At 51.3% G+C, this 20,606-nt stretch carries 12 protein-coding genes and 2 tRNA genes; 2 read left to right on the top strand and 12 right to left on the bottom strand.

The annotated features are described in order from the left end of the window. Positions 1–6 precede the first annotated feature (6 nt). From BACPLE_RS15795 to BACPLE_RS15780, 4 genes are all read right to left on the bottom strand, one after another. Positions 7–1,617, bottom strand: coding sequence for a SusD/RagB family nutrient-binding outer membrane lipoprotein (locus tag BACPLE_RS15795; protein WP_007563795.1), 1,611 nt, complete (start codon positions 1,615–1,617; stop codon positions 7–9). Between the two features lie 25 nt (positions 1,618–1,642). After that, positions 1,643–4,729, bottom strand: a complete 3,087-nt coding sequence (locus BACPLE_RS15790; protein ID WP_007563793.1) for a SusC/RagA family TonB-linked outer membrane protein — start codon at positions 4,727–4,729, stop codon at positions 1,643–1,645. Positions 4,730–5,186: 457 nt separating this feature from the next. Further along, positions 5,187–5,260 (bottom strand) — tRNA-Arg (locus BACPLE_RS15785). A gap of 26 nt (positions 5,261–5,286) precedes the next feature. Beyond that, a tRNA-Arg gene (locus BACPLE_RS15780) sits at positions 5,287–5,360 on the bottom strand. Between the two features lie 325 nt (positions 5,361–5,685). Between BACPLE_RS15780 and BACPLE_RS15775 the strand changes: the two genes are divergently transcribed. Together BACPLE_RS15775 and BACPLE_RS15770 are read left to right on the top strand one after the other, a co-directional pair. Then, a complete protein-coding gene (locus tag BACPLE_RS15775) occupies positions 5,686–8,913 on the top strand; it encodes a UvrD-helicase domain-containing protein (RefSeq protein ID WP_007563789.1) in 3,228 nt (1,075 codons plus the stop codon). Positions 8,914–8,951: 38 nt separating this feature from the next. After that, positions 8,952–11,825, top strand: a complete 2,874-nt coding sequence (locus tag BACPLE_RS15770; protein ID WP_040313342.1) for a PD-(D/E)XK nuclease family protein — start codon at positions 8,952–8,954, stop codon at positions 11,823–11,825. A gap of 219 nt (positions 11,826–12,044) precedes the next feature. Here the strand turns inward: BACPLE_RS15770 and BACPLE_RS15765 are convergent, their stop codons facing one another. The 8 genes from BACPLE_RS15765 to kdsB all read right to left on the bottom strand — a co-directional run bounded on the left by BACPLE_RS15765 (position 12,045) and on the right by kdsB (position 20,475). Further along, entirely contained in the window at positions 12,045–13,196 is a 1,152-nt protein-coding gene (locus BACPLE_RS15765; protein ID WP_007563782.1) for a DUF6057 family protein, read from the bottom strand. An 11-nt stretch (positions 13,197–13,207) separates the two neighbouring features. After that, positions 13,208–15,220 carry an alpha amylase C-terminal domain-containing protein gene (locus BACPLE_RS15760; protein WP_007563780.1) on the bottom strand — a complete coding sequence of 671 codons (2,013 nt, stop codon included), beginning with the start codon at positions 15,218–15,220 and terminating at the stop codon, positions 13,208–13,210. A gap of 18 nt (positions 15,221–15,238) precedes the next feature. Next, positions 15,239–15,682: a YhcH/YjgK/YiaL family protein gene (locus BACPLE_RS15755; protein WP_007563778.1), complete on the bottom strand. Its 444-nt coding sequence runs from the start codon at positions 15,680–15,682 to the stop codon at positions 15,239–15,241. 28 nt (positions 15,683–15,710) lie between these two features. Then, the gene (locus tag BACPLE_RS15750; protein WP_007563777.1) at positions 15,711–16,376 is read right to left on the bottom strand and encodes a DUF2461 domain-containing protein; all 666 of its coding nucleotides are present in this window, start codon (positions 16,374–16,376) and stop codon (positions 15,711–15,713) included. Between the two features lie 73 nt (positions 16,377–16,449). Then, a complete protein-coding gene (locus BACPLE_RS15745) occupies positions 16,450–17,232 on the bottom strand; it encodes an inositol monophosphatase family protein (RefSeq protein WP_007563775.1) in 783 nt (260 codons plus the stop codon). Then, on the bottom strand, positions 17,232–18,323 hold the full coding sequence (locus BACPLE_RS15740; protein ID WP_262920427.1) for an MORN repeat-containing protein: 1,092 nt from the start codon (positions 18,321–18,323) through the stop codon (positions 17,232–17,234). Before BACPLE_RS15740 ends, BACPLE_RS15745 begins: the two co-directional genes overlap by 1 nt. A 101-nt stretch (positions 18,324–18,424) precedes the next feature. After that, the gene (locus BACPLE_RS15735) at positions 18,425–19,717 is read right to left on the bottom strand and encodes a M16 family metallopeptidase (RefSeq protein WP_007563771.1); all 1,293 of its coding nucleotides are present in this window, start codon (positions 19,715–19,717) and stop codon (positions 18,425–18,427) included. After that, positions 19,714–20,475 (bottom strand): 3-deoxy-manno-octulosonate cytidylyltransferase, encoded by a 762-nt coding sequence (gene kdsB, locus BACPLE_RS15730; protein ID WP_007563769.1) that lies wholly within the window; start codon positions 20,473–20,475, stop codon positions 19,714–19,716. Before kdsB ends, BACPLE_RS15735 begins: the two co-directional genes overlap by 4 nt. Between the last annotated feature and the right edge of the window lie 131 nt (positions 20,476–20,606).

Raw genomic sequence — 20,606 nt, 5'->3', positions numbered from 1 at the left:
CATTTCTCATTTCGGCTGTTTGGGACGGTTATTGCGCACCCACCACAACTTGGTTGCTCCCTGGTCTTCACCACCCAGCAGCGCCGGCACTTCCGACATGTTGGGGTTTGTACCATATTCGGCCGGAGCAAAGCGGAATCTTTCGGGCGTGATGGCATCTTCTTCACCTCCTATGCTCACGTAAGCTTTGTCATAAGCTGGTTTGAGCAGGTAAGGATAGCCAGTCCGGCGATATTCGGTCCAGGCTTCCACGGCATTGGGATAGAGTGCCAGGTATTTCTGGGTAATGATTTTCTGCAACTTCACTTCGTCCGAATCCGCATCGTTCCACTTGGGAGACACATTTCCGGTAGAAAGCTTGCAGGAATACTGACGGTTGTAAGGCAACATAGACCGGCTGATGTCATAAGGAAAATCTGTAACCTCCAGATAGGCAGCCACTCCGCTTACTCCGTTTTCTTCGAACGACTTGGTAACACCTTCTTCATACAGTGCTTTCGGATTACCTCCTGTCAGTTTGTAAAGTGCGGCTTCCGCTTTCAGGAAAGACACTTCCGAAGCACGCAACCAGAACAAAGGAGAAGCCGCATCGACCTTGGGCTTGGAGGCTCCCGTCTTGGCAGCGGAGCTAAGGGCATTGTTGTTCGTAGGAGGAAGAGGCATGAAATAGCCGTAAGAATCGGACGTGAACAAGGCACTCAGACGCGGATCGTCATACCCCTGCATGTAGGCCCAGATGGTAGCTCCCAGGCGACATTCTCCGTAGTCCTCTACAGTCGGCAGCATGGAGTTCATCAGCGGCAACTTGTCCGTACTCCGTATTTTGGCCTCCTGTGCCACGGTTTCAATGACACCTCCGTGAGAAGGGTCAAGGGCAAACGTGATGTATTCCTTTGCCAGCGCTTCATCCTTGAAATGCACGCGGACGGCTATGCGCAACATGAGCGAGTTAGCCAGTCGCACCCAGTTGGAAGCGTTTCCGTTATAAATCACATCGTACGACGGAAGCACTTTCGATGCGGTATTGACCAGCAGCTGCGAAGCATCCTTCAAATCGGCCAGCATCGCCTTGTACACGGTCTCCTGAGAATCCAGTTTCGGAGCAATGTCTCCGTTGCCGGCATTGGTATATACAATCGGACCGAACACATCCGTCGCACGGAGCCAGGCAGTCACCTTGACAATGTTGGCTACAGCCTGCACTTCCTTGTCGGCAGGGTCTTCCGAATTCTTCGTATGCTTGTAGATGTCATTCCATGCACGGAACAGTTTCGAATAGAAATTCTGGTAAGCATAGCTCATACGGGCATCCGTAAAGTTCCACGTAGCCTCCGTATTGAAATTCCAGTTGTTGTTCATGCCCCAGTAACCGATGTAGTTGCCGGCCGACATGATGTCCGTATTGGCCAGGTCGTTACCCGGTCCTGTCGATTCAGTGGGCGAACCGATGGGAATAACCAGCTTCTGCATGTCCATGAAAGGAGCCCCATACAGCAGTCCGCCCGTCTTCATTCCTTCTTCCGTCACACCATAGATATTTGTATTGATCTGCTCATAGTTGCAAGATGCAAGTGCCAATACGGAGAATACAGGTATCAAATAGTTTCTTATCTTCATATTATACGTTGTTTTTCATGATTTGTTAGAATCCAAATTTAAGGCTCACTCCATACGTGCGCTGGCTGGGCAACATAAAGTAATCATATCCCTGTCCGAAGGTACCGGTAGAAGCCGTCAGTTCCGGATCAAAAGGAGCTTTGTTGTAAATCATCCAGAGGTTGGTGCCATACACGGAAAGGTTCACGCTATGGAACGGGGTACCCTTGAACCAGGAATTAGGGAAGGTGTATCCCAGACTGGCTTCCTGCAGGCGGACGTTGGTAGCAGAGTACACATTGTACGCATCCAGGTTCACCACCGACTCATAGTAGTCCTTTGGCTGAACTGCCACATTGCCCACCATGACTTTTCCGGCATCACGCGCATCGGCCGAAGCCTGCGACACACCGAACTGGTCGAGCACGGCCTGTGTCTTGGAAATCACGATACCTCCCAGACGGGCAGTGACAAGGAAGTTCAGGTTAAAGCCTTTGTAGGTAAAGCCGTTTCTCCAGCCCAGGTTCCACTTGGCATTGACACTGCCCAGCTTGTAGGGTTCCGTAGATTCCGTGGTAATGGTCTGACCTTCGTTGTACACAATGTAACCATCCTGATCACGTTTCAGGCGTTCTTCCGCATAAATCGTACCAACTTCTTCTCCTTCGCGCAAACGGAAACGTCCCACCTTGATGTCACTCAGGTCGAGTGCCTCTCCGGTCACGGGATTCTTCACGTTCGAAGCCAGTGCGATGATTTTATTACGGTTGGCAGTAGCCGTCAGCGAAGTGCTGTAAGAGAAATTGCCAAAAGTCTGGTCGTATCCCAGCGTCAGTTCGATACCCCGGTTTTCTACGTTACCGGCCTGTACGAACATATAGTCATAACCCGACGTTTCCGACAACTTGGCTTCGAGCAACTGGTCGTAGGTATTCGATTTATACAACGTCACGCCGAGCGACACGGTATTGTTCAGCCACTTGGAGTCGATACCTACCTCATAAGAACGGGTTCTTTCCGGTTTCAGTTCCGGAAGCGGATAATACTTGAAAGGTTTGATTACACCTCCTTCAATGGAGTGCGTAATGGTGCCGGGAGTCAGTCCGGTGTAAGGAATAGGCGAACCCACCTCCGTATAGGAAGCACGTACTTTCAGGAAGCCCAGCACCGGTGAAATGGACTGGCGCATGGTTTCGGGCAACAGGTCGGTTACGATGGCCGAAAGTCCGACAGAAGGATAGAATATCCAAGGCGACTTGCTGTTGACCAGCTGAGAAGGCTTGTCGGCACGACCAGTCAGTGTGAGATACACGGCCGATTTCCATGAGATTTCCGCAGAACCGAACACACCGAGATTCATCTTACGGTTATCACCACCCGTCTGTGAAGGCACACCGGTAGAAGGGTCTATGTTGTCATAGGCAAACAGATTCGGCACCAGAAGCAACTGTCCACCGTATCCTCTTCCCTTCGTATCGTATTCTTCAAAAGAAGCACCCACGTTGACATTGGCATAAAAGTCTCCGGCAAAAGGCTTCGAAAGGTTGGCCATGATGTCTGCATATTTCTGGCGGAAAGTCTCATTCGAATAAGCATAACGTCCCAGCGGCTTGGCAAACGTACCGTGTGTAGAGGCATAACGCTTGTCTTCCTTCTCCGTGTAGGTATTATCCAGACGGCCTCGTGCACTCACGTTCAGGTAATCGGTAATTTCATATTTCAACGATGCATACAGCATGTAGCGGTCTTTCACCTCAGGACGCAAATTGCGGTAAGCCACCCAGTAAGGGTTCTGCACAGCCATACCGAAGTCGCCCGGTGTCCACGACTGCACATTGTAGCCCAGCTCGGCATCATAGCGTTCGAAATACTTTTCCTTCTCAAAATTCTCTCCGCGCGGATACAGATAAGCTCCCAGAAGAGGGTTGAAATACGTACCGTAGGACAGCATGTTGTTGTAATACTCACGCACGTAGCTGGCAGACAAGTCCATGGTCAGCTTATCGTTGAAGAACTTGGTGGTATTTCGCACCATGGCATTGTAGCGGTGGTATTTGTTGTTGGGCACGATACCCTTGGCATTGACCGCCGAACCGGACACATACGTCTGGTTCTTGTCATTTCCCACAGACAGATTAAAAGAGTTGGTAAAAGTGGTTCCGGTATTGAAGAAGTCGGCCGGATTATATGAAGAAGGTACCGGCAGTTTTTCTCCCCACGAGGCAGCCTCCCCACTCACGTTTCCGTAGGTGTTCTGGAAGCGCGGCAGCACGAAAGGATTCGAGAATTCAGCCGATGACGACACGTTGACACTCACTTTTCCGGCAGCACCTTTCTTCGTGGTAATCAGGATGACACCGTTGGCCGCATTGGCTCCGTAGAGTGCAGCAGCCGAGGGACCTGTCAGCACCGACAGACTTTCAATATCTTCAGGGTTGAAGCTAGCAATACCTTCACTCGACGTGCGTCCTGCACCGAAGCCCGTACCGTCGCCTGTGCGGTCGGCCTGATTACCCATGGGCACACCGTCAATCACATACAGCACGTTGTTGTCTCCCTTGATAGACTTGTTTCCACGCATCACGACGCGGGTACCTCCACCCACACCCGAAGCACTGCGCTGAATGCTCACACCGGCTACTTTTCCGTTCAGGCTGTTCACGAAGTTGGCATCCTTTACCTTTGTCAGCACATCATTCTTCACCTCCTGCACATTGTAGCTCAAAGCCTTCTGTGAGCGCTTGATACCCAATGCCGTTACCACCACTTCATCCAGCTGTTCGGTATCTTCCTTCATGACCAGAACACCCAGTGTTTCCTTGGCAGAAACCGTCAGGTTCTGATACCCCACGTAAGAGATTTCGAGTGCGGCTCCCTCGCCTGCGGACAAGGTAAAGTTTCCGTCCATGTCGGTAATCGTACCGTTTCCGGTACCCTTTTCCAGCACGCTTACCCCTACCAGAGGTTCTCCGTTGACGTCAACGACTGTTCCACTCACTGTGATTTTGTTTGCTTGCGCCGACACCTGTACGGGAGACGCACTGGCTCCTCGCGGAAGGTTGGCATAGGCCGCATTTCCTCCCTGACTTATCAGCAAAAGGAATAGCAGCTGAGTAGCTCTTTCTATTTTCATAGATGATTTAAGATTTTGTTGGACAATTAAGTTTAGTTATCGCGGTTTAGTGGTACCCTGAGGAAGGGAATTCCCCTCCTCAGGTACCGGTAAAAAAAAGTCTAGTTTGGTTTTTGTTAAAAAAATGGGTGTAACATTCCTGCACAGGTACTTCCCTGAACTGTAAAAACAGTCTGCGGGCCGTATCTGGCCTTCTTGTCAGTTGTATTCTTCGATTTTAGAAGAACGCTTTCTCTATCCTTTTAAATAATGATACAGGCTCGGTTTATTATCGGCCTTACGAAGTGATTTTTTTCTGTAGTTTAGCTTAAGCTCGTTCAGTTTGTGTCCGTAAAAACAAGGTCGGTAGTTTTATCGGGTTGCAAATATATGCAATTTTTATAAACTTACAAACATTTATAAAAGAAAAAGAGAAAACCAACGATATTTTCACCGCTTGATTTTCTCTTATTTTCCGTGATTCCGCTGCGATTCGAACGCAGGACCCACGCCTTAGAAGGGCGTTGCTCTATCCAGCTGAGCTACGGAACCATCCTTGTAATTTGTAAAGCTTTCAGTGATTCCGCTGCGATTCGAACGCAGGACCCACGCCTTAGAAGGGCGTTGCTCTATCCAGCTGAGCTACGGAACCATCCTTAATTGCGGTGCAAAAGTAGGCTTTTATTTTGAATTACACAAATTATTCGGCGGTTTTATGCAAACCGACAAACGGTTTTTTATGTTTTCCGCACGCAAACCATAAGTTTTCCGGTGCAGAACCCTACGTTTTCCGGACGGGAAACACACAGTTCCGCACGGGGAAACAAAGAGAGCCTAAAGGCGTTTCCTGCATATCACAGAGTGATTTCCGGATACGTCTGCCACGGCTCTCCCCTCACTAATCAGCCGTTTCCTGCGGTTTTTCCGCGAAAATTCCGTAAGTTTGTGTAACGAAAACCCTAAAAACAACATCACACATGGAACAGCATCCCCAGCTTTTAGTCTACAAGGCTTCTGCCGGCTCCGGCAAGACCTTTACACTGGCGGTACATTATATAAGACAACTGATTGAAGACCCGTATGCCTACCGCAGGATTCTGGCGGTAACGTTCACCAACAAGGCGACGGCGGAAATGAAGGAGCGTATCCTGGAACAGCTTTACGGCATTGCTACGGCCGACGAGGGTTCGGATGGCTACCTGAAGGAGATTCAGAAGACATCGGCCAAATCGGTCGAGGAAATCCGGGAATCGGCACGGGAGGCATTACGGCACATCATTCATGACTACAGCCGTTTCCGCATCGAGACCATCGACTCGTTTTTCCAGTCGGTGATGCGCAACCTGGCGCGGGAACTGGAGTTAGGGGCCAACTTGTCTATCGAACTGAACAATACGGAGGTGTTGAGCGATGCGGTGGATGCCATGATTGAGAAGCTGGACCGGCGCTCACCGGTGCTCTACTGGCTGCTGGAGTATATCGAGGAACGTATCGTGAACGACCGCCGCTGGGATGTGTCGAAAGATATCAAGGGATTCGGACAGAATATTTTCGACGAAAGCTACATCGAGAAGGGAGAAGGACTGCGCAGGAAACTGGCCGACCCGAACTTTATTCCTTCCTACCGGGATGAGCTGAAAAGTATCCGTGAGGAGGTGCTGGAATTTATGAAGGGATTCAGCGAACAGTTTACGGGCTTGCTCGAAATGCACGGACTGACTCCGGCCGACCTGAAGAACGGCTCACGGGGCATCGGCAGTTATTTCAACAAGCTGGCCAACGGGAAACTGAGCGATGACATCCGCAATGCCACCGTGGAGAAGTGCCTGGAAAGCGAGGAAAACTGGACGACCAAAACGTCGGTCCACCGCGATGAGATCCGTTCGCTGGCGGCTTCGGAACTGATACCCTTGTTAGCGGAAGCGGAAAACCGTCGTCCGCAGAACAACTTGCTGCTCAACTCGTGCGACCTTTCGCTGCGTTACCTGAACAACCTGCGTTTGCTGGCGCACATTGACGAGGAGGTACGCTTGCAGAACCAGGCGCACAACCGTTTTCTGCTGTCGGATACCAATGCCTTGCTCCATAGCTTAATCAGGGAGGGAGACGCCTCGTTTGTCTACGAGAAAATCGGTACCACCATCGATACGGTGATGATTGACGAGTTTCAGGATACCTCGCGCATGCAGTGGGAGAACTTCCATCTGCTGTTGCAGGAAAGTCTGGCACAGAAGGAAGGCAGCCTCATCGTGGGCGACATCAAGCAGAGCATCTACCGCTGGCGAAGCGGCGACTGGAAAATCCTGGCGGGACTGGGCAATGACCGGAGTTTCCGCATCAAGGAATGTACGCTCGACACGAACTGGCGAAGTGAGGCACGCATCATCCGCTTCAACAACGAGTTTTTCACGGCGGCCTGCCAGACACTGAACCGGCGCTATCAGGAGGAACAGGGCATGCCTTGCGCCCAACTGGAACAGGCGTACAGCGACGTGCGGCAGCGTTGTGCCAAGAAGGAGGAGAAGGGATTCGTAAAGGTGACCTTCCTGCAGGACTCCAAGGAGCGGCCTTACACGGAAGCGACCTTGGAACAGCTGGCCGAGGAAGTGGAACGCCTTACGGCAGAGGGTATCCGCCTCAACGAGATGGCCATTCTGGTGCGAAAGAACCGGAGTATCCCCGACATTGCCGCTTACTTCGACGAACATACCCCCTACCGCATCGTATCCGACGAGGCGTTCCGGCTGAGTGCATCGCTGGCAGTGAGCATGCTCATCGACGGACTGCGGTATCTTTCTTCGCCCGACGACCGCATCGCACTGGCGCGGCTGGCGGTGGCTTATCAGCAAGGGGTATTACGCAAGGACATCAGCCTCAACACGGTACTGCTCGACGACCCGTCCCGTTACCTGCCGGCAGCCTTCCAGTTGCAGGCAAACGAACTCCGTTTCATGCCGCTGTACGAACTGCTGGAAAAGCTGTTTGTGCTGTTCGACATGCAGCTTATCGAGAAGCAAGATGCATATCTCTGTGCCTTCTATGATGCGGTGACGGAATACATGCAGAACAACTCGTCGGAGCTGACGGCTTTCATCCGTTTCTGGGATGAGAAGCTGAACGCGAAGACCATCCCTTCGGGCGAGATTGACGGTATCCGCATCTTGTCTATCCATAAGTCGAAGGGACTGGAGTATCACACAGTATTGTTGCCATTCTGCGACTGGAAGATGGAGAACGAAACGAACAACCACCTGATATGGTGCAGCGTGGCAGGTACGGGCAAGGAAACCGACATTCCGCCGTTCAACCGCCTGGACATCGTACCGGTGAACTATTCAGGTGCCATGGCGGAATCGGTGTATCACGACGATTACCTGGAAGAGAAATTACAGCTCTGGGTGGACAACCTGAATCTGCTTTACGTAGCGTTTACACGCGCCTGCAAGAACCTGATTATTTTCGCCAAAGCGGGACAGAAGGGAACGGTTTCAGAACTGTTGTACGACAGTCTGCCCCTCATGCAGGAAGTGGAACTGCCGCTGGCACAGGAGAATCCGGAAGACGATGCAGTAGGCGAATACGGGGAGCTCTGCACGGCGCACGATGAGAAGAAGGCGGGCAAATCCAACCGGCTGTCATCGCCCCGCGAGGGAGTGCCCGTGAAGATGGAAAGCATCGAGACACACATCGAATTCAAGCAGTCAAACCGTTCGGCCGACTTCATTCAGGGTGACGACACGGAGGACACTCGCGGACAATACATCCGTCAGGGACAGTTGCTGCACCAGGTGTTTGCCCACATCGAAAAGGCGGACGACCTTCCTTCGGCACTGGAACGGCTGAGCTTCGAAGGGGTGTTCGAATCGGAGGAACAGAAACAGCAGATTCAGGGACTGGCGCACTGGGCCTTGCAGCATCCGGCCGTGAAGGACTGGTTCAGCGGCACATGGGAGCTTTACAACGAGTGTGCCATTGTCTACACCGACGAAGAGGGACAGATGCAGACACGCCGCCCCGACCGCGTGATGCGGAAAGACGGACAGGTGGTCGTGGTGGACTTCAAGTTCGGAAAGAAGAACGAGGCTTACCGCGCACAGGTGCAGGAGTACATGGACTTGCTCACGCAGATGGGCTACACCCACATCCGGGGATTCCTCTGGTATGTGTTTGCCAATGAGCTGGAAGAAGTGACGCTTCCGGCCTGAGTTTATTTTTTCACAACGATATTTCGACAATGCAATATATGGAAACTTTTTTGAAGCAGGTGGCCGCCGATTTGTACCGGAAGATGAACGGAGACTTCACGAAGGTGGCTGTGGTTTTCCCGAACAAGCGTGCCAGCCTCTTTTTCAATGAATACCTGGCACAGGAATCCGACCGCCCGGTATGGTCGCCGGCCTACGTAAGCATCAGTGAGCTGTTCCGCCAATCGTCGCAATGGGTGACGGGCGATTCCATCAAATTAGTGTGCGACCTCTACAAGGTGTTCCGGGAAATAACGGGCAGCAAGGAGAGCCTAGACGAATTCTACTTCTGGGGCGAGATGCTCATCAGCGACTTTGACGATGCTGACAAGAACATGGCCGACACCAAGGCATTGTTCAGCAACCTGAAGGACCTGAACAAGCTGACCGGCGAATATGACTTCCTGGAGGAAGGACAGAAGGAAGCATTAAGTCAGTTTTTCCGTAATTTCTCCATCGAGCAGGTCACGGAACTGAAGCGACGTTTCATCTCATTGTGGGACGTGCTGGGCGACATCTATACGCAATACAAGGAATTGCTCCGCGAGCAGGGCATCGCCTACGAAGGAATGCTCTACCGCGAGGTGACAGAGACTATGGACGTACAGCAGTTTCCCTACGACAAATATGTGTTCGTGGGATTCAACGTGCTGAATAAGGTGGAACAAACCCTGTTCAGCAAGTTGCACGAAGCAGGAAAGGCCCTGTTCTACTGGGACTATGATACCTTCTACCTGAACAAGCATCCGCACGAAGCAGGCGAGTTTATCCGCCGCAACCTGAAGAATTTCCCCTCAGAATTGCCGTCTTCCCTGTTCGACCACCTGAACCATCCGAAAGAAATTACCTTTATCGAATCGCCTACGGAGAACGGACAGGCACGTTACCTGCCGCAATGGATTCGGAAGAACCTGACGGAGAACGAAAAGGAAACGGCCGTGGTACTCTGCAACGAGGCCATGCTGCAGCCTGTGCTTCACTCACTGCCGGACAACGTGCGCCACATCAATATCACCATGGGTTTCCCGCTCTCGCAGACACCGGCCTACAGCTTCGTAAAGACGTTGCTGGAACTGCACATTGCGGGCTACAATTCCCGCAGCGGACGCTACCAGTTTGCCGAAGTCATCAGCGTGCTGAAGCATCCGTACACGCAACTGCTTTCCGAAGAAGCCGCTCCGCTGGAAAAGGAACTGACGGAGAAGAACCGCTTCTATCCCCTGCCCTCGGAACTGGAACGGGACGAAGCCTTGTCACTGCTGTTCAAGCCGTGCAGCCACAACCTGGAGCTGTGCAAGCGGCTGGCCGACATCTTGAAGCAGGTGGCACAGCTGTATCGCAAGCAGGCAGCTTCCACCAGCGACGCCCTCGACCAGCTCTATCGCGAAGCCTTGTTCAAAAGCTTCACCATGGTCAACCGCTTTCATGCCCTGCTTGAAAGCAAGGACCTGGAGGTACAACCTACCACCTTCCACCGCCTGCTGGTACGCGTCATGTCGACAGCCAGCATTCCTTTCCACGGAGAGCCGGCCATTGGTATGCAGGTGATGGGAGTACTGGAAACACGTAACCTGGATTTCCGCCATGTCATTCTGCTATCGGTCAACGAAGGCCAGTTGCCCAAGGCAGGGGGTGATGCTTCGTTCATCCCCTACAACCTGCGCAAGGCGTTCGGTATGACGACCATCGACCACAAGATTGCGGTCTATGCCTACTATTTCTACCGTCTGCTGCAACGGGCAGAGAAGGCTACGTTACTCTACAACACAGTGAGCGACGGCATGAACCGGGGAGAGATGTCGCGCTTCATGCTTCAGCTGCTGATTGAGTGGGGTTATCCCGTACAGCGGAAACAACTGGAGGCAGAACAGTCGCCCATTGCTTCCTCACCCATCTGTATCCCCAAGTCGCCCGACATCATGAAACGGATGCAGAGCGTATTCGACGTGCGGGTAAATCCGAAAGCCCTTCTTTCCCCGTCAGCCCTGAACTGCTACCTGGACTGTCCGCTGAAGTTTTACTATAAGTACGTAGCAGGACTGGCAGCCCCTGAAGAAGTAAGTGCAGAAATCGACTCAGCCAAATTCGGAAGCATCTTCCACTACGCTGCCGAACACATCTACAAGGAGCTCACGGCACACGGAAAAGTCATCAACAAAGACACCCTGGAGGCCCTGCTCAAGGAAGAAGTGAAACTGCAAAACTACGTGGACAACGGGTTCAAGGAGCTGTTCTTCCACCTCCCTGCCGACGAGCGTCCGGAATACAACGGAGTACAGCTCATCAATTCCGCCGTGATTCTGCGCTACATCCAGCAGCTGCTTCGCAACGACCTGCGCCACGCTCCCTTTACCTTCGTAGGCTCCGAACAACGGGTCATGGAGGACGTAGAGATACAGACACCCAAGGGAGCCATCCGCTCGCGCATGGGAGGAATCATCGACCGCATGGACAGCAAGGACAACGTGCTCCGCATTGTGGACTACAAAACGGGAGGCAAGGCCGACACCCCGCCCAGCGTAGAATCGTTGTTCACGCCTGGCCCCAAACGTCCCAATTACGTATTCCAGACTTTCCTGTACGCCGCCATCGTATGCCGGAAACTGCGTGAACGGAATGATGACCGGAAGGTAGCTCCTGCCCTGCTCTACATTCACCGGGCTGCGGCAGAAGATTACTCGCCCGTCGTCCAGCTCAAGGAATCGTATAACAAAACCACCCCCGTGGAAGACTTTTCATTGCTGGAAGAAGAGTTCAGAACCCGCCTGCAGGCACTCCTGGAAGAGATTTTCAACCCCGACCTGAGTTTCAGTCAGACGGAAGAAGAAGACCGGTGCACTTATTGTGACTTCAAGGAAATATGTAAACGATAGAAACAGAATCAAAACAAGTGTTAAAATTACATTTTTCTCTGAACAATCCAAGTGAACCGGATGTTATAAAGATGTTTTTCATAGTAATAGATAAGAACAGTATTGGTATTTGTGAAAATATCAGCTGTAAGGGCAAAAGCGTTTGTTCTTTAAAAAATAAGAGAGACTGCATTTCCCCGGCAGTCTCTCTTAATTTTTTATCCTCTACACAAATGTTTTTTATTCCTGATAATCATAGTACCACCAGTAGGTATCGCCAAATTCGCGACGCATACGGTTGCGTTCTTCCAGCGGAGAACCCTCTTTCTGCTGCAAGGTCTGGTAAGCCTTGAAACGATCTAACGTCAGACTGTCTGCACGCGAAGATACGGTATCATTCCGCTGAACATGATACATTACCAATGCTTCCCGGTAATAACGCGGCAAGGTATCTTCCGGCAAATAGAAATCGGGAACGGCCTGTGCAAAGCTGTCCAGTTTCTTTTCAAGCAGCAAGGCAGAAAGGTAATAATCCAGCGAGGTATATTTCCCCGTTCCCTTGTAGCAGATGTTCCGCAGGAATACCATGCGGTCTTCTCCCGAATATGGACGTGCTCCCAGCAGGTAATAAATGGAATCATTCGTATAACGGAGCGTGTGCAGGGAATCTGTTTCAAAGAACAACCCGTCGGAACGGTAATATTGAGGATAAGCAAACAGCCTGTCGCCCATCTTTCCCAAGTGCGACAAGGCCACGGCACGATAGGCGGTCAGCGTACGGCTGGCCTCCAATGATTTTTCTCCTACGCGTAACACCTTGTCATACTCCCCGGCTCGCAGGTAATGTTCCGCCTCCAGCTCATGATGAAACTGCCGGTTGGTACTGCCCACACACACCGTCAGCAGACACAACCCCAGCAAGATAGCCAGGTTACTGTTGACCAGTCCCCAGAGACTTCCTTCGTGATTCAGCTGTACCCGAAAAACTCCACGTAGCCAGTAACCGATTCCCACAAACAGCAACACCAGTAAAGGCAACAGCCAGGTCCACGGAGTATGGTAGTCGGAGATATACACTCCACGCCCTACATCCGTCAGGGCACAAAGCACCAGAAAGGACGGCACATACGCCAGGGCACGCACCCTTCCCTTCAGTCCCAGCAGACTGTTTACCCCCCACCGCAGCAACAGCAGAATCAGCGTAATGACCAGCGCACTGGCCATCGGAGCAAAGGTAGTCTTTCCATGTGCCAGCGAGAAATGAAGGGCTTCCAGCACATCGCGCTGGAACACATAAAGATATACAAAACTAAACAGAGAAAAAAGAAGACCGCATACAGCAATCATGATGCGTGCAGTCTTCTTATAAAATGCATTTGTGTAATCACTCATACAATATCAATTCAATCTTTCACTCGTTTTAATACAACTGCAGAACGGGCCGGCACATACAGTTTCAGCCATTCTTTCTTGTCTTTTGCATAAAGCGGGTCGGCACAGGTGAAGTGGCGGAGACTGTCGTCTGAGAAGCCGAATCCACCAAACTGCTTGTTGTCTGTGTTCAGAACCACATCGTAGGCACCTCTCGGTACGAGGAAGCCATAATCTGTAAACGAACGGGTCGGGTTGAAGTTGAACACAAATACCAAATCCTTGCGGCGGTATGCCAGAATCTGGTCACCATCGTTATGCCATACCTCGATGACATCCGATTTCTGGATGTTCTTCACGCTGCGAATCAGCTTGACCATTGCCTCATCGAAGTCGCCCAGGTAATGATAGCACAAATCCGGATTATCAACCAGGTTCCACTGACGGCGTGCATACTTGTATGACCATCCGTTGCCTTCGCGCGGGAAGTCAATCCATTCCGGATGACCGAACTCATTACCCATAAAGTTCAGGTAACCTCCGTTGATGGTAGAAGCCGTGAGCAGACGAATCATCTTGTGCAGGGCAATGCCTCGTTCCACCACTCCATTCTCGTCGCCAATCTTGAAGTGCCAGTACATGTCGGCATCAATCAGGCGGAAGATGATGGTCTTGTCGCCCACCAGTGCCTGGTCGTGGCTTTCGCAGTAAGAGATGGTCTTTTCATCCTTGCGGCGGTTGGTCACTTCCCAGAACAGGCTGGACGGTTTCCAGTCCTCATCGCGACGTTCCTTGATAATCTTAATCCAGTAGTCAGGAATGTTCATAGCCATACGGTAGTCGAAGCCGTAACCTCCGTCTTCAAACGGAGCAGCCAGTCCCGGCATACCCGATACTTCCTCGGCAATGGTAATGGCCTTCGGATTCACTTCATGAATCAGCCGGTTGGCCAGCGTCAGGTAACAGATGGCATTGTCATCCTGATGACCGTTGAAGTAGTCACCATAGTTGCAGAAGGCCTCACCCAGTCCGTGACTGTAATAAAGCATAGAAGTCACCCCATCGAAACGGAAACCGTCGAAATGGAACTCTTCCAGCCAGTACTTACAGTTGGACAACAGGAAGTGAATCACCTCGTTCTTGCCATAGTCAAAGCAGAGCGAATCCCATGCCGGATGCTCACGACGTCCGCCCTGATAAAAATACTGGCAAGGATCACCGGCAAAGTTGCCCAGTCCTTCCACCTCGTTCTTCACGGCGTGTGAGTGTACGATATCCATAATCACGGCAATGTTCATCTGGTGTGCCGTGTCGATAAGCTGTTTCAGTTCTTCCGGTGTACCAAAGCGTGAAGAAGGAGCAAAGAAACTGGACACATGATAGCCGAAACTTCCGTAATAAGGATGTTCCTGAATGGCCATAATCTGAATACAGTTATATCCGTCCTTCGCAATTCGCGGCAGTACATTCTCACGGAATTCATTGTACGTACCAACCTTTTCCGCATCCTGTCCCATACCGATGTGGCATTCGTAAATCATCAGCGGAGCCACATTAGGCGTAAAGGTCTTTTTCTTGAACTTATACGGTTTCTCCGGATTCCATACCTGTGCACTGAAAATCTTGGTCTGTTCATCCTGCACAACGCGAGTAGCCCATGCCGGAATACGTTCACCGCATCCGCCTTCCCAGTACACTTTCAGCTTGTACAAGTCGCCGTGCTTCATGGCCTTTTCCGGCAGATTGATTTCCCAGTTACCCGTCTTGCGCACACGTTTCATGCGGAAAGCCGGTTTCTCCTGCCAGTCGTTGAAATCGCCCACCAGGTAGATTTCCGTCGCATTCGGCGCCCATTCACGGAAGGTCCATCCCTTGTCTGTGCGGTGCAGACCAAAATACATGTGTCCGGTAGCAAAATCCGACAACGTCTTCTTTCCTACCAGTTCCTTTTCTTTTTCCACCACATGCTGATGACGGCCGTTGATAGCGTCAGCGTATGGTTCCAGCCACGGATCATTCTTTATGATATTCAATACCTTGTCCATAGTATTAGTAATTAGAAATTATTTGACACGTACTTTTACAATCACTTTTCTCACTCCGTCGGGAGTTACGCCCGGTGCATGTGCATCTTCCGGGAAGAAAATAGCAAACATACCCGGCTTTACGGTCAGGTAGTCAGTAGCCAGTCCTTCATAGAAGGTAATATCTTTTTCTGCATTGTAAGCAGCTTCAGGCAAATCCGTACGCGGCATATAGCCCATTACTTCCACCCCCGACAATGGAATCTGGATGTCGATGAAATCATTGTGTGTTTCCAGACGCGCTTCTTCCTTTGTCTTCGGACGTGCATCTGCAAAATTCACCATCAGTTCACCTTCCTTCAGCACTACCTTCCCCACTTCGTGTGCCTGCAAGTCAGTTGCCTTCAAAAAAGCTACAGCCTCTGCAAACAAAGGATTCAGTGACACATATTTTTCCAGATTTTCCAATTTGTCAATAACCATATTCTTTCAATTTTAAATCGTTAATATTTTATTCAAACTCATCTATCGTTTCATTTGTAAAATCGGCAAAGCGTTTCAGCTGGCGAAACACGTCGATAATCCGTTCCATAAAGTCCGGACGGGAAAAGAACTCATCTTCCACCTGGCAGGCCACCGTAAAGTCCTTGCAACGGATGTACTGCGGATAAGGAAAATCCTTCGGAAATCCCTTGGGCACCGTCTTCAGATGCGACTCGCCTACCACCGGGAAATACTGCTTGAAAGCCGGGTCTTCCACAATGGCACGATACTCATCAATGCGGTCGCACACCGACTGACGCACCGCCCGCAACATATCGGCAGGCATGCACCAGCTTCCTCCGGCCAGCATACAGTTGCCCGGTTCCAGATGAAGATAATAACCACAGTGATTGGATTTCTTTCCCCTTGCATTGATATACCCTCCGATGTGGGTCTTATAAGGAGACTTGTCGGAAGAAAAACGGACATCCCGGTAGATGCGATACGTGCAGTCACGCGGAAGGACGTGCGCCACACTTTCATCCCATGGCGAAAGGCGGGCAATCACCCCTGCCAGCAACTCCTCGAAGTCTGCCTGCACACTCAAATATTCCGCTTTATGTTCCTGAAACCACTCCCGGTTGTTGTTTGCCGCCAGTACTTTCAGGAAATCCAATATGCCCGGTATATCCATATTCTTTACTTTTGAGTCACACAAACTTACGAAATTAATTCTTATCTGTCGAATAAAACGATATTTTTTTACATTATCCCAGCAGATTCAACAAAAAATCGTGCACCTTTCCGTTGGAAGCCACCACTTCGCGGCCAGAATAGCATGAATCACCCCCGGAAAAGTCGGTCACCCTTCCTCCGGCATTCTGTACCAGCAGGATACCTGCCGCCACATCCCACGGACAAGTGAAGGCTTCGGCACGCGCTTCAAAACGCCCGTCGGCCACGTAACACATCTCGGCAGCCGCCGCACCGACCACCCGAATGCCTGCCACATGCCCGTAGCAGCCTTCTATCAGGCGATTGAACACCGGCTTGTAAGCCTCCGTTTCGTACGGAAGGCCGAAAGCCATAAAAGCCTCATCGGGTACAGCTACCTGCGACACCCGAATCTGTCGGTCATTACAATAAGCAGGCGCCCCCTTGTAAGTCCAGAAACACTCGTCGCGGCACACTTCATAAACCACCCCCAGCAAAATTTCCTCACGGTTACGCAAGGCAATGCTCACACAATAAGGTGCATGGTTATGAATGAAGTTGGTCGTACCGTCCAGCGGGTCAACCAGCCAGCAATACTCCTCGTCGGTGTGAGTTCCGCTCCCCTCTTCAGCAATAAAACCTGCCTCGGGAAGCAATTCCCGCAGACAGGCTACTATTCTTCGTTCCGATTCCTTGTCGACATACGACACATAATCGTGTGCGTGCTTCTTCTCGATCCGCTCACGGCTGAACTTCTTCCGCTCCTCACGGATAAAAGCCCCCGTGGCTACAGCCAGTTCACGCACCTTCAAAGTCAGTTCGGATAATTCCATCATTATTTTTTCTCCTCCAATAAACGTCCGTATCTGAAAGTCCCTTTCCGGACAATATTTCCGTTGGCATCCATCTCTACGAATGGACCGTCTTTCTTTCCCTGCTTGAAGAAGCCCTCAAAGCGAGTGCCGTCCTTTTCTATCAGCACACCCTTTCCTTCTTCCTTTCCACGTACAAAGGAACCGGTATAGACAGAACCGTCGGCCATGTGAAGCACTCCTTCTCCCTCGGCCATGTTGTTCTTCCACTGACCTTCGTATTCATCACCGTTGGCCCACTTGTATTTTCCGGTACCCGAGCGCTGGTTCTTCGACCATTGCCCGTCGTACACCGCTCCGTTGGCCCAGGTGAACGTGCCTTGTCCCTCCTGCTGTCCGTTCAGGAAATGACCTACGTATTTGTCACCGTTCGGATACGTATAGATACCCCTTCCCGTGCGTTCACCGTTGGCATAATCGCCCTCATAGCGTTCGCCGTTCTGGAAATAATAGATACCCTTTCCATCCTGCACATCATCCTTCCAGTCGCCCACGTACTTGTCGCCGTTGGTATAGTAGAAAGTACCCTTTCCGTGACGCATACCGTCCTTCCAGTCGCCTTCATACTTCGACTTATCCTCCCACACCATGGTGCCCTTCCCGTTCTTCAGGTCATTCTTCCATTCGCCGGTGTAGACCGCTCCGCCTTTCCAGGTATAAGTACCCTGTCCGTTGCGCTTGTCATGATGCCAGGTACCGGTATATAAGTCCCCGTTATAATAGGTCATCGTACCCTCACCCTCCTGGTAATCAGTGTACCACATCCCGTCGTAACGGTTGTTGTTCATGAAATAATACGTTCCCTTGCCGTGCTGCTGGTCTTCGTACCACTCTCCCACGTACTTTTCTCCGTCGCTGAAAGTGTAAGTACCTTCGCCCTGGCGTTTACCCTTCACGTATTCACCTTCGTACACGTCGCCATTGCGGAACACCGTCTTTCCCTTTCCGTTCGGGCGACGTCCTTTCAGTTCGCCGGTATATTCCGAACCATCCTTAAACTGGTAGTATCCCAATGACAACTGGGCCGAAGCCGATACCGAGCTGAATGCCAGCAAGGCAAATAAAAATAATGTATGTTTGTTCTTTCTCACGTTCTTAGTCTCTTTTTTAATTCCGCTCAAAAATAGTCTTTTTACTTTTGCACGAGCCGGAAGGTTTATACTTTTTTACCTGCCACTACCTCTATTAAGTTTTCTTTGCAGAAATAGCGCTGAGCCAGCGAAAGCAGTTCGTCGGACGTCACCTCACGGATGGCAGCCAGCGACGCATCAAAAAAGTCGGGCTTCAATCCGGCCGTTTCGATGAATATCCAGGCATCCGAAAGCGAGAATGCCCCCTCGTACGAACGGCACATATCGCCCAGCATGTAGTTGCGCACCATCTCCAGTTCTTCTGCCGGCACCTTGTCCTGACGCAGACGGTCCATTTCATGATACACTTCCGCAATGACAGACTCCATGTATTCATTGGCCGCCTCCGTACTCACCACCAGCAGACTCGTGCCCGGATAAGACACCAGTCCGGCCCCGATGCCGTAGGTATATCCCTTATCCTCACGGATATTCGACATCAGACGACTGCCGAAATACCCTCCGAACAGCGTAACCAGCACACGCAGTTTCAGGTAATCAGGATGCTTGCGGTCGAGCGAGAAACCACCCATACGAAGCGAACTCTGCAGAGCATCCTCCTTCTCCACGTGAACCCGTTTGCGAGCATCCTTCACGATGTCCCACGTGCGTTCCACCTTCTCTGCCGTACAATTTCCCCAGGGCGCTTCTCCCCAGTGACGTTCAATGCAGCGCACCACCTCGGGCGTCACCTTACCCGACACGTACATGGAACAGTTGCCCGAATGATAGTGACGGTGATAGAAATCCTTCAGCGCCTCCACCTGAATGCGTTCATAATCCTCCAGTTCGGCATAGCGTCCCAACGGATGCGAAGTACCGAAAAGCGAACGGTTCAGCTGCTTGCGGGCCAGTACGTCCACCCGCTGGTTGTTCACCAGGAACTGCTGGCGGTTGATGTCGCAAATAATACGGAACTGCTCTTCCGGAAACACAGACTCCTTCACCAGTCCGGCCACAATCTCCATGGTGCGGTCAAGGTGTTTGGTCAGTGTATACAGTGTCACAAATCCACAGTTCACAGAAGAAGAAAGGTCGAGCCACGCCCCGTAATAATCCAACCGTTCGGCAATCTCGCCCGATGTCATGCGCACCGTTCCCTCACGCAGCATGCGGTTGGTAAACACGGCCTGAAGCGGCTGCGACTGGTCGAGCTGTCCGCTCCGCACCAGCAGGTCGAAACGAATCACGTCTTCGTTTCCGGCCGAAAGCACATACAGCGGCATACCGTTCTTCATACGGTGCAACTCCGGCTGCAAGATGGAAAAATGCTCCAGCTGACGGATGGCAGGCGCCACACTACGGTCAAGCTGCGTCATAGTGCCTCCTGCTGATTACGCAGAAATTCTTCGGCCCGTGCCAGATCCTGCGGTGTGTCAATACCAATGGTCTCCACTTCGCTGATGCCCACCTTGATGGAATAGCCGTTCTCCAGCCAGCGCAACTGCTCCAGCGATTCGGCCAGTTCGAGCGACGACTGCGGAAGAGATGTAATCTCCTTCAACACCGGCGCGCGGTAGGCATAAAGTCCGATATGTTTGTAATACGTATGTCCGGCCAGCCACTCCTTCTTGTCGCGGTTACGTTGGTAAGGAATGATGGAACGGCTGAAGTAGAGCGCCTTCATCTCCTTGTTCACCACCACCTTGGGCGAGTTCACGTTTTCCAGTGCATCGAATCCGTCGGCAGGCGTAAACGGTTTCACAAGTGTGGCAATCTGTGTTGACGCATCGTCAAAGCAAGCCTTCACGGCTTCCAGCTGCGAACGCTGGATGAACGGTTCATCACCCTGAATGTTTACCACCACGTCATAGCCGCTGCCCACCTTGCAGTAAGCCTCGTAGCAACGGTCGGTACCACTCTTATGGTCGACCGACGTCATTACCACCTTTCCACCGAAGGCCTTTACAGCCGCTTCGATGCGTTCGTCGTCGGTAGCCACGTAAGCTTCGTCCAGCACACCAGTCACTTGTTCATAAACTCTTTGTATCACGGGTTTGCCTCCCAGTAGTGCCAAAGGTTTGGCGGGGAAGCGTGTAGATGCATATCTTGCAGGAATAATTCCAATAAATTTCATGGTTATTGTATTTGGGTTATGCTTCGCAAATGTACGAATAAAAAGTGACAAACAGAAGATACATATTGAAATATCTCCACTTACAGAGATAAGGTTCGTTGATTGCGGTTGACTTCCCCGTCTGAGTGTAT

Origin of the sequence: Phocaeicola plebeius DSM 17135 (assembly GCF_000187895.1) — a bacterium.
In the GTDB taxonomy this organism is placed as follows: domain Bacteria; phylum Bacteroidota; class Bacteroidia; order Bacteroidales; family Bacteroidaceae; genus Phocaeicola; species Phocaeicola plebeius.
This window is presented reverse-complemented; position numbering and strand designations above follow the sequence as displayed.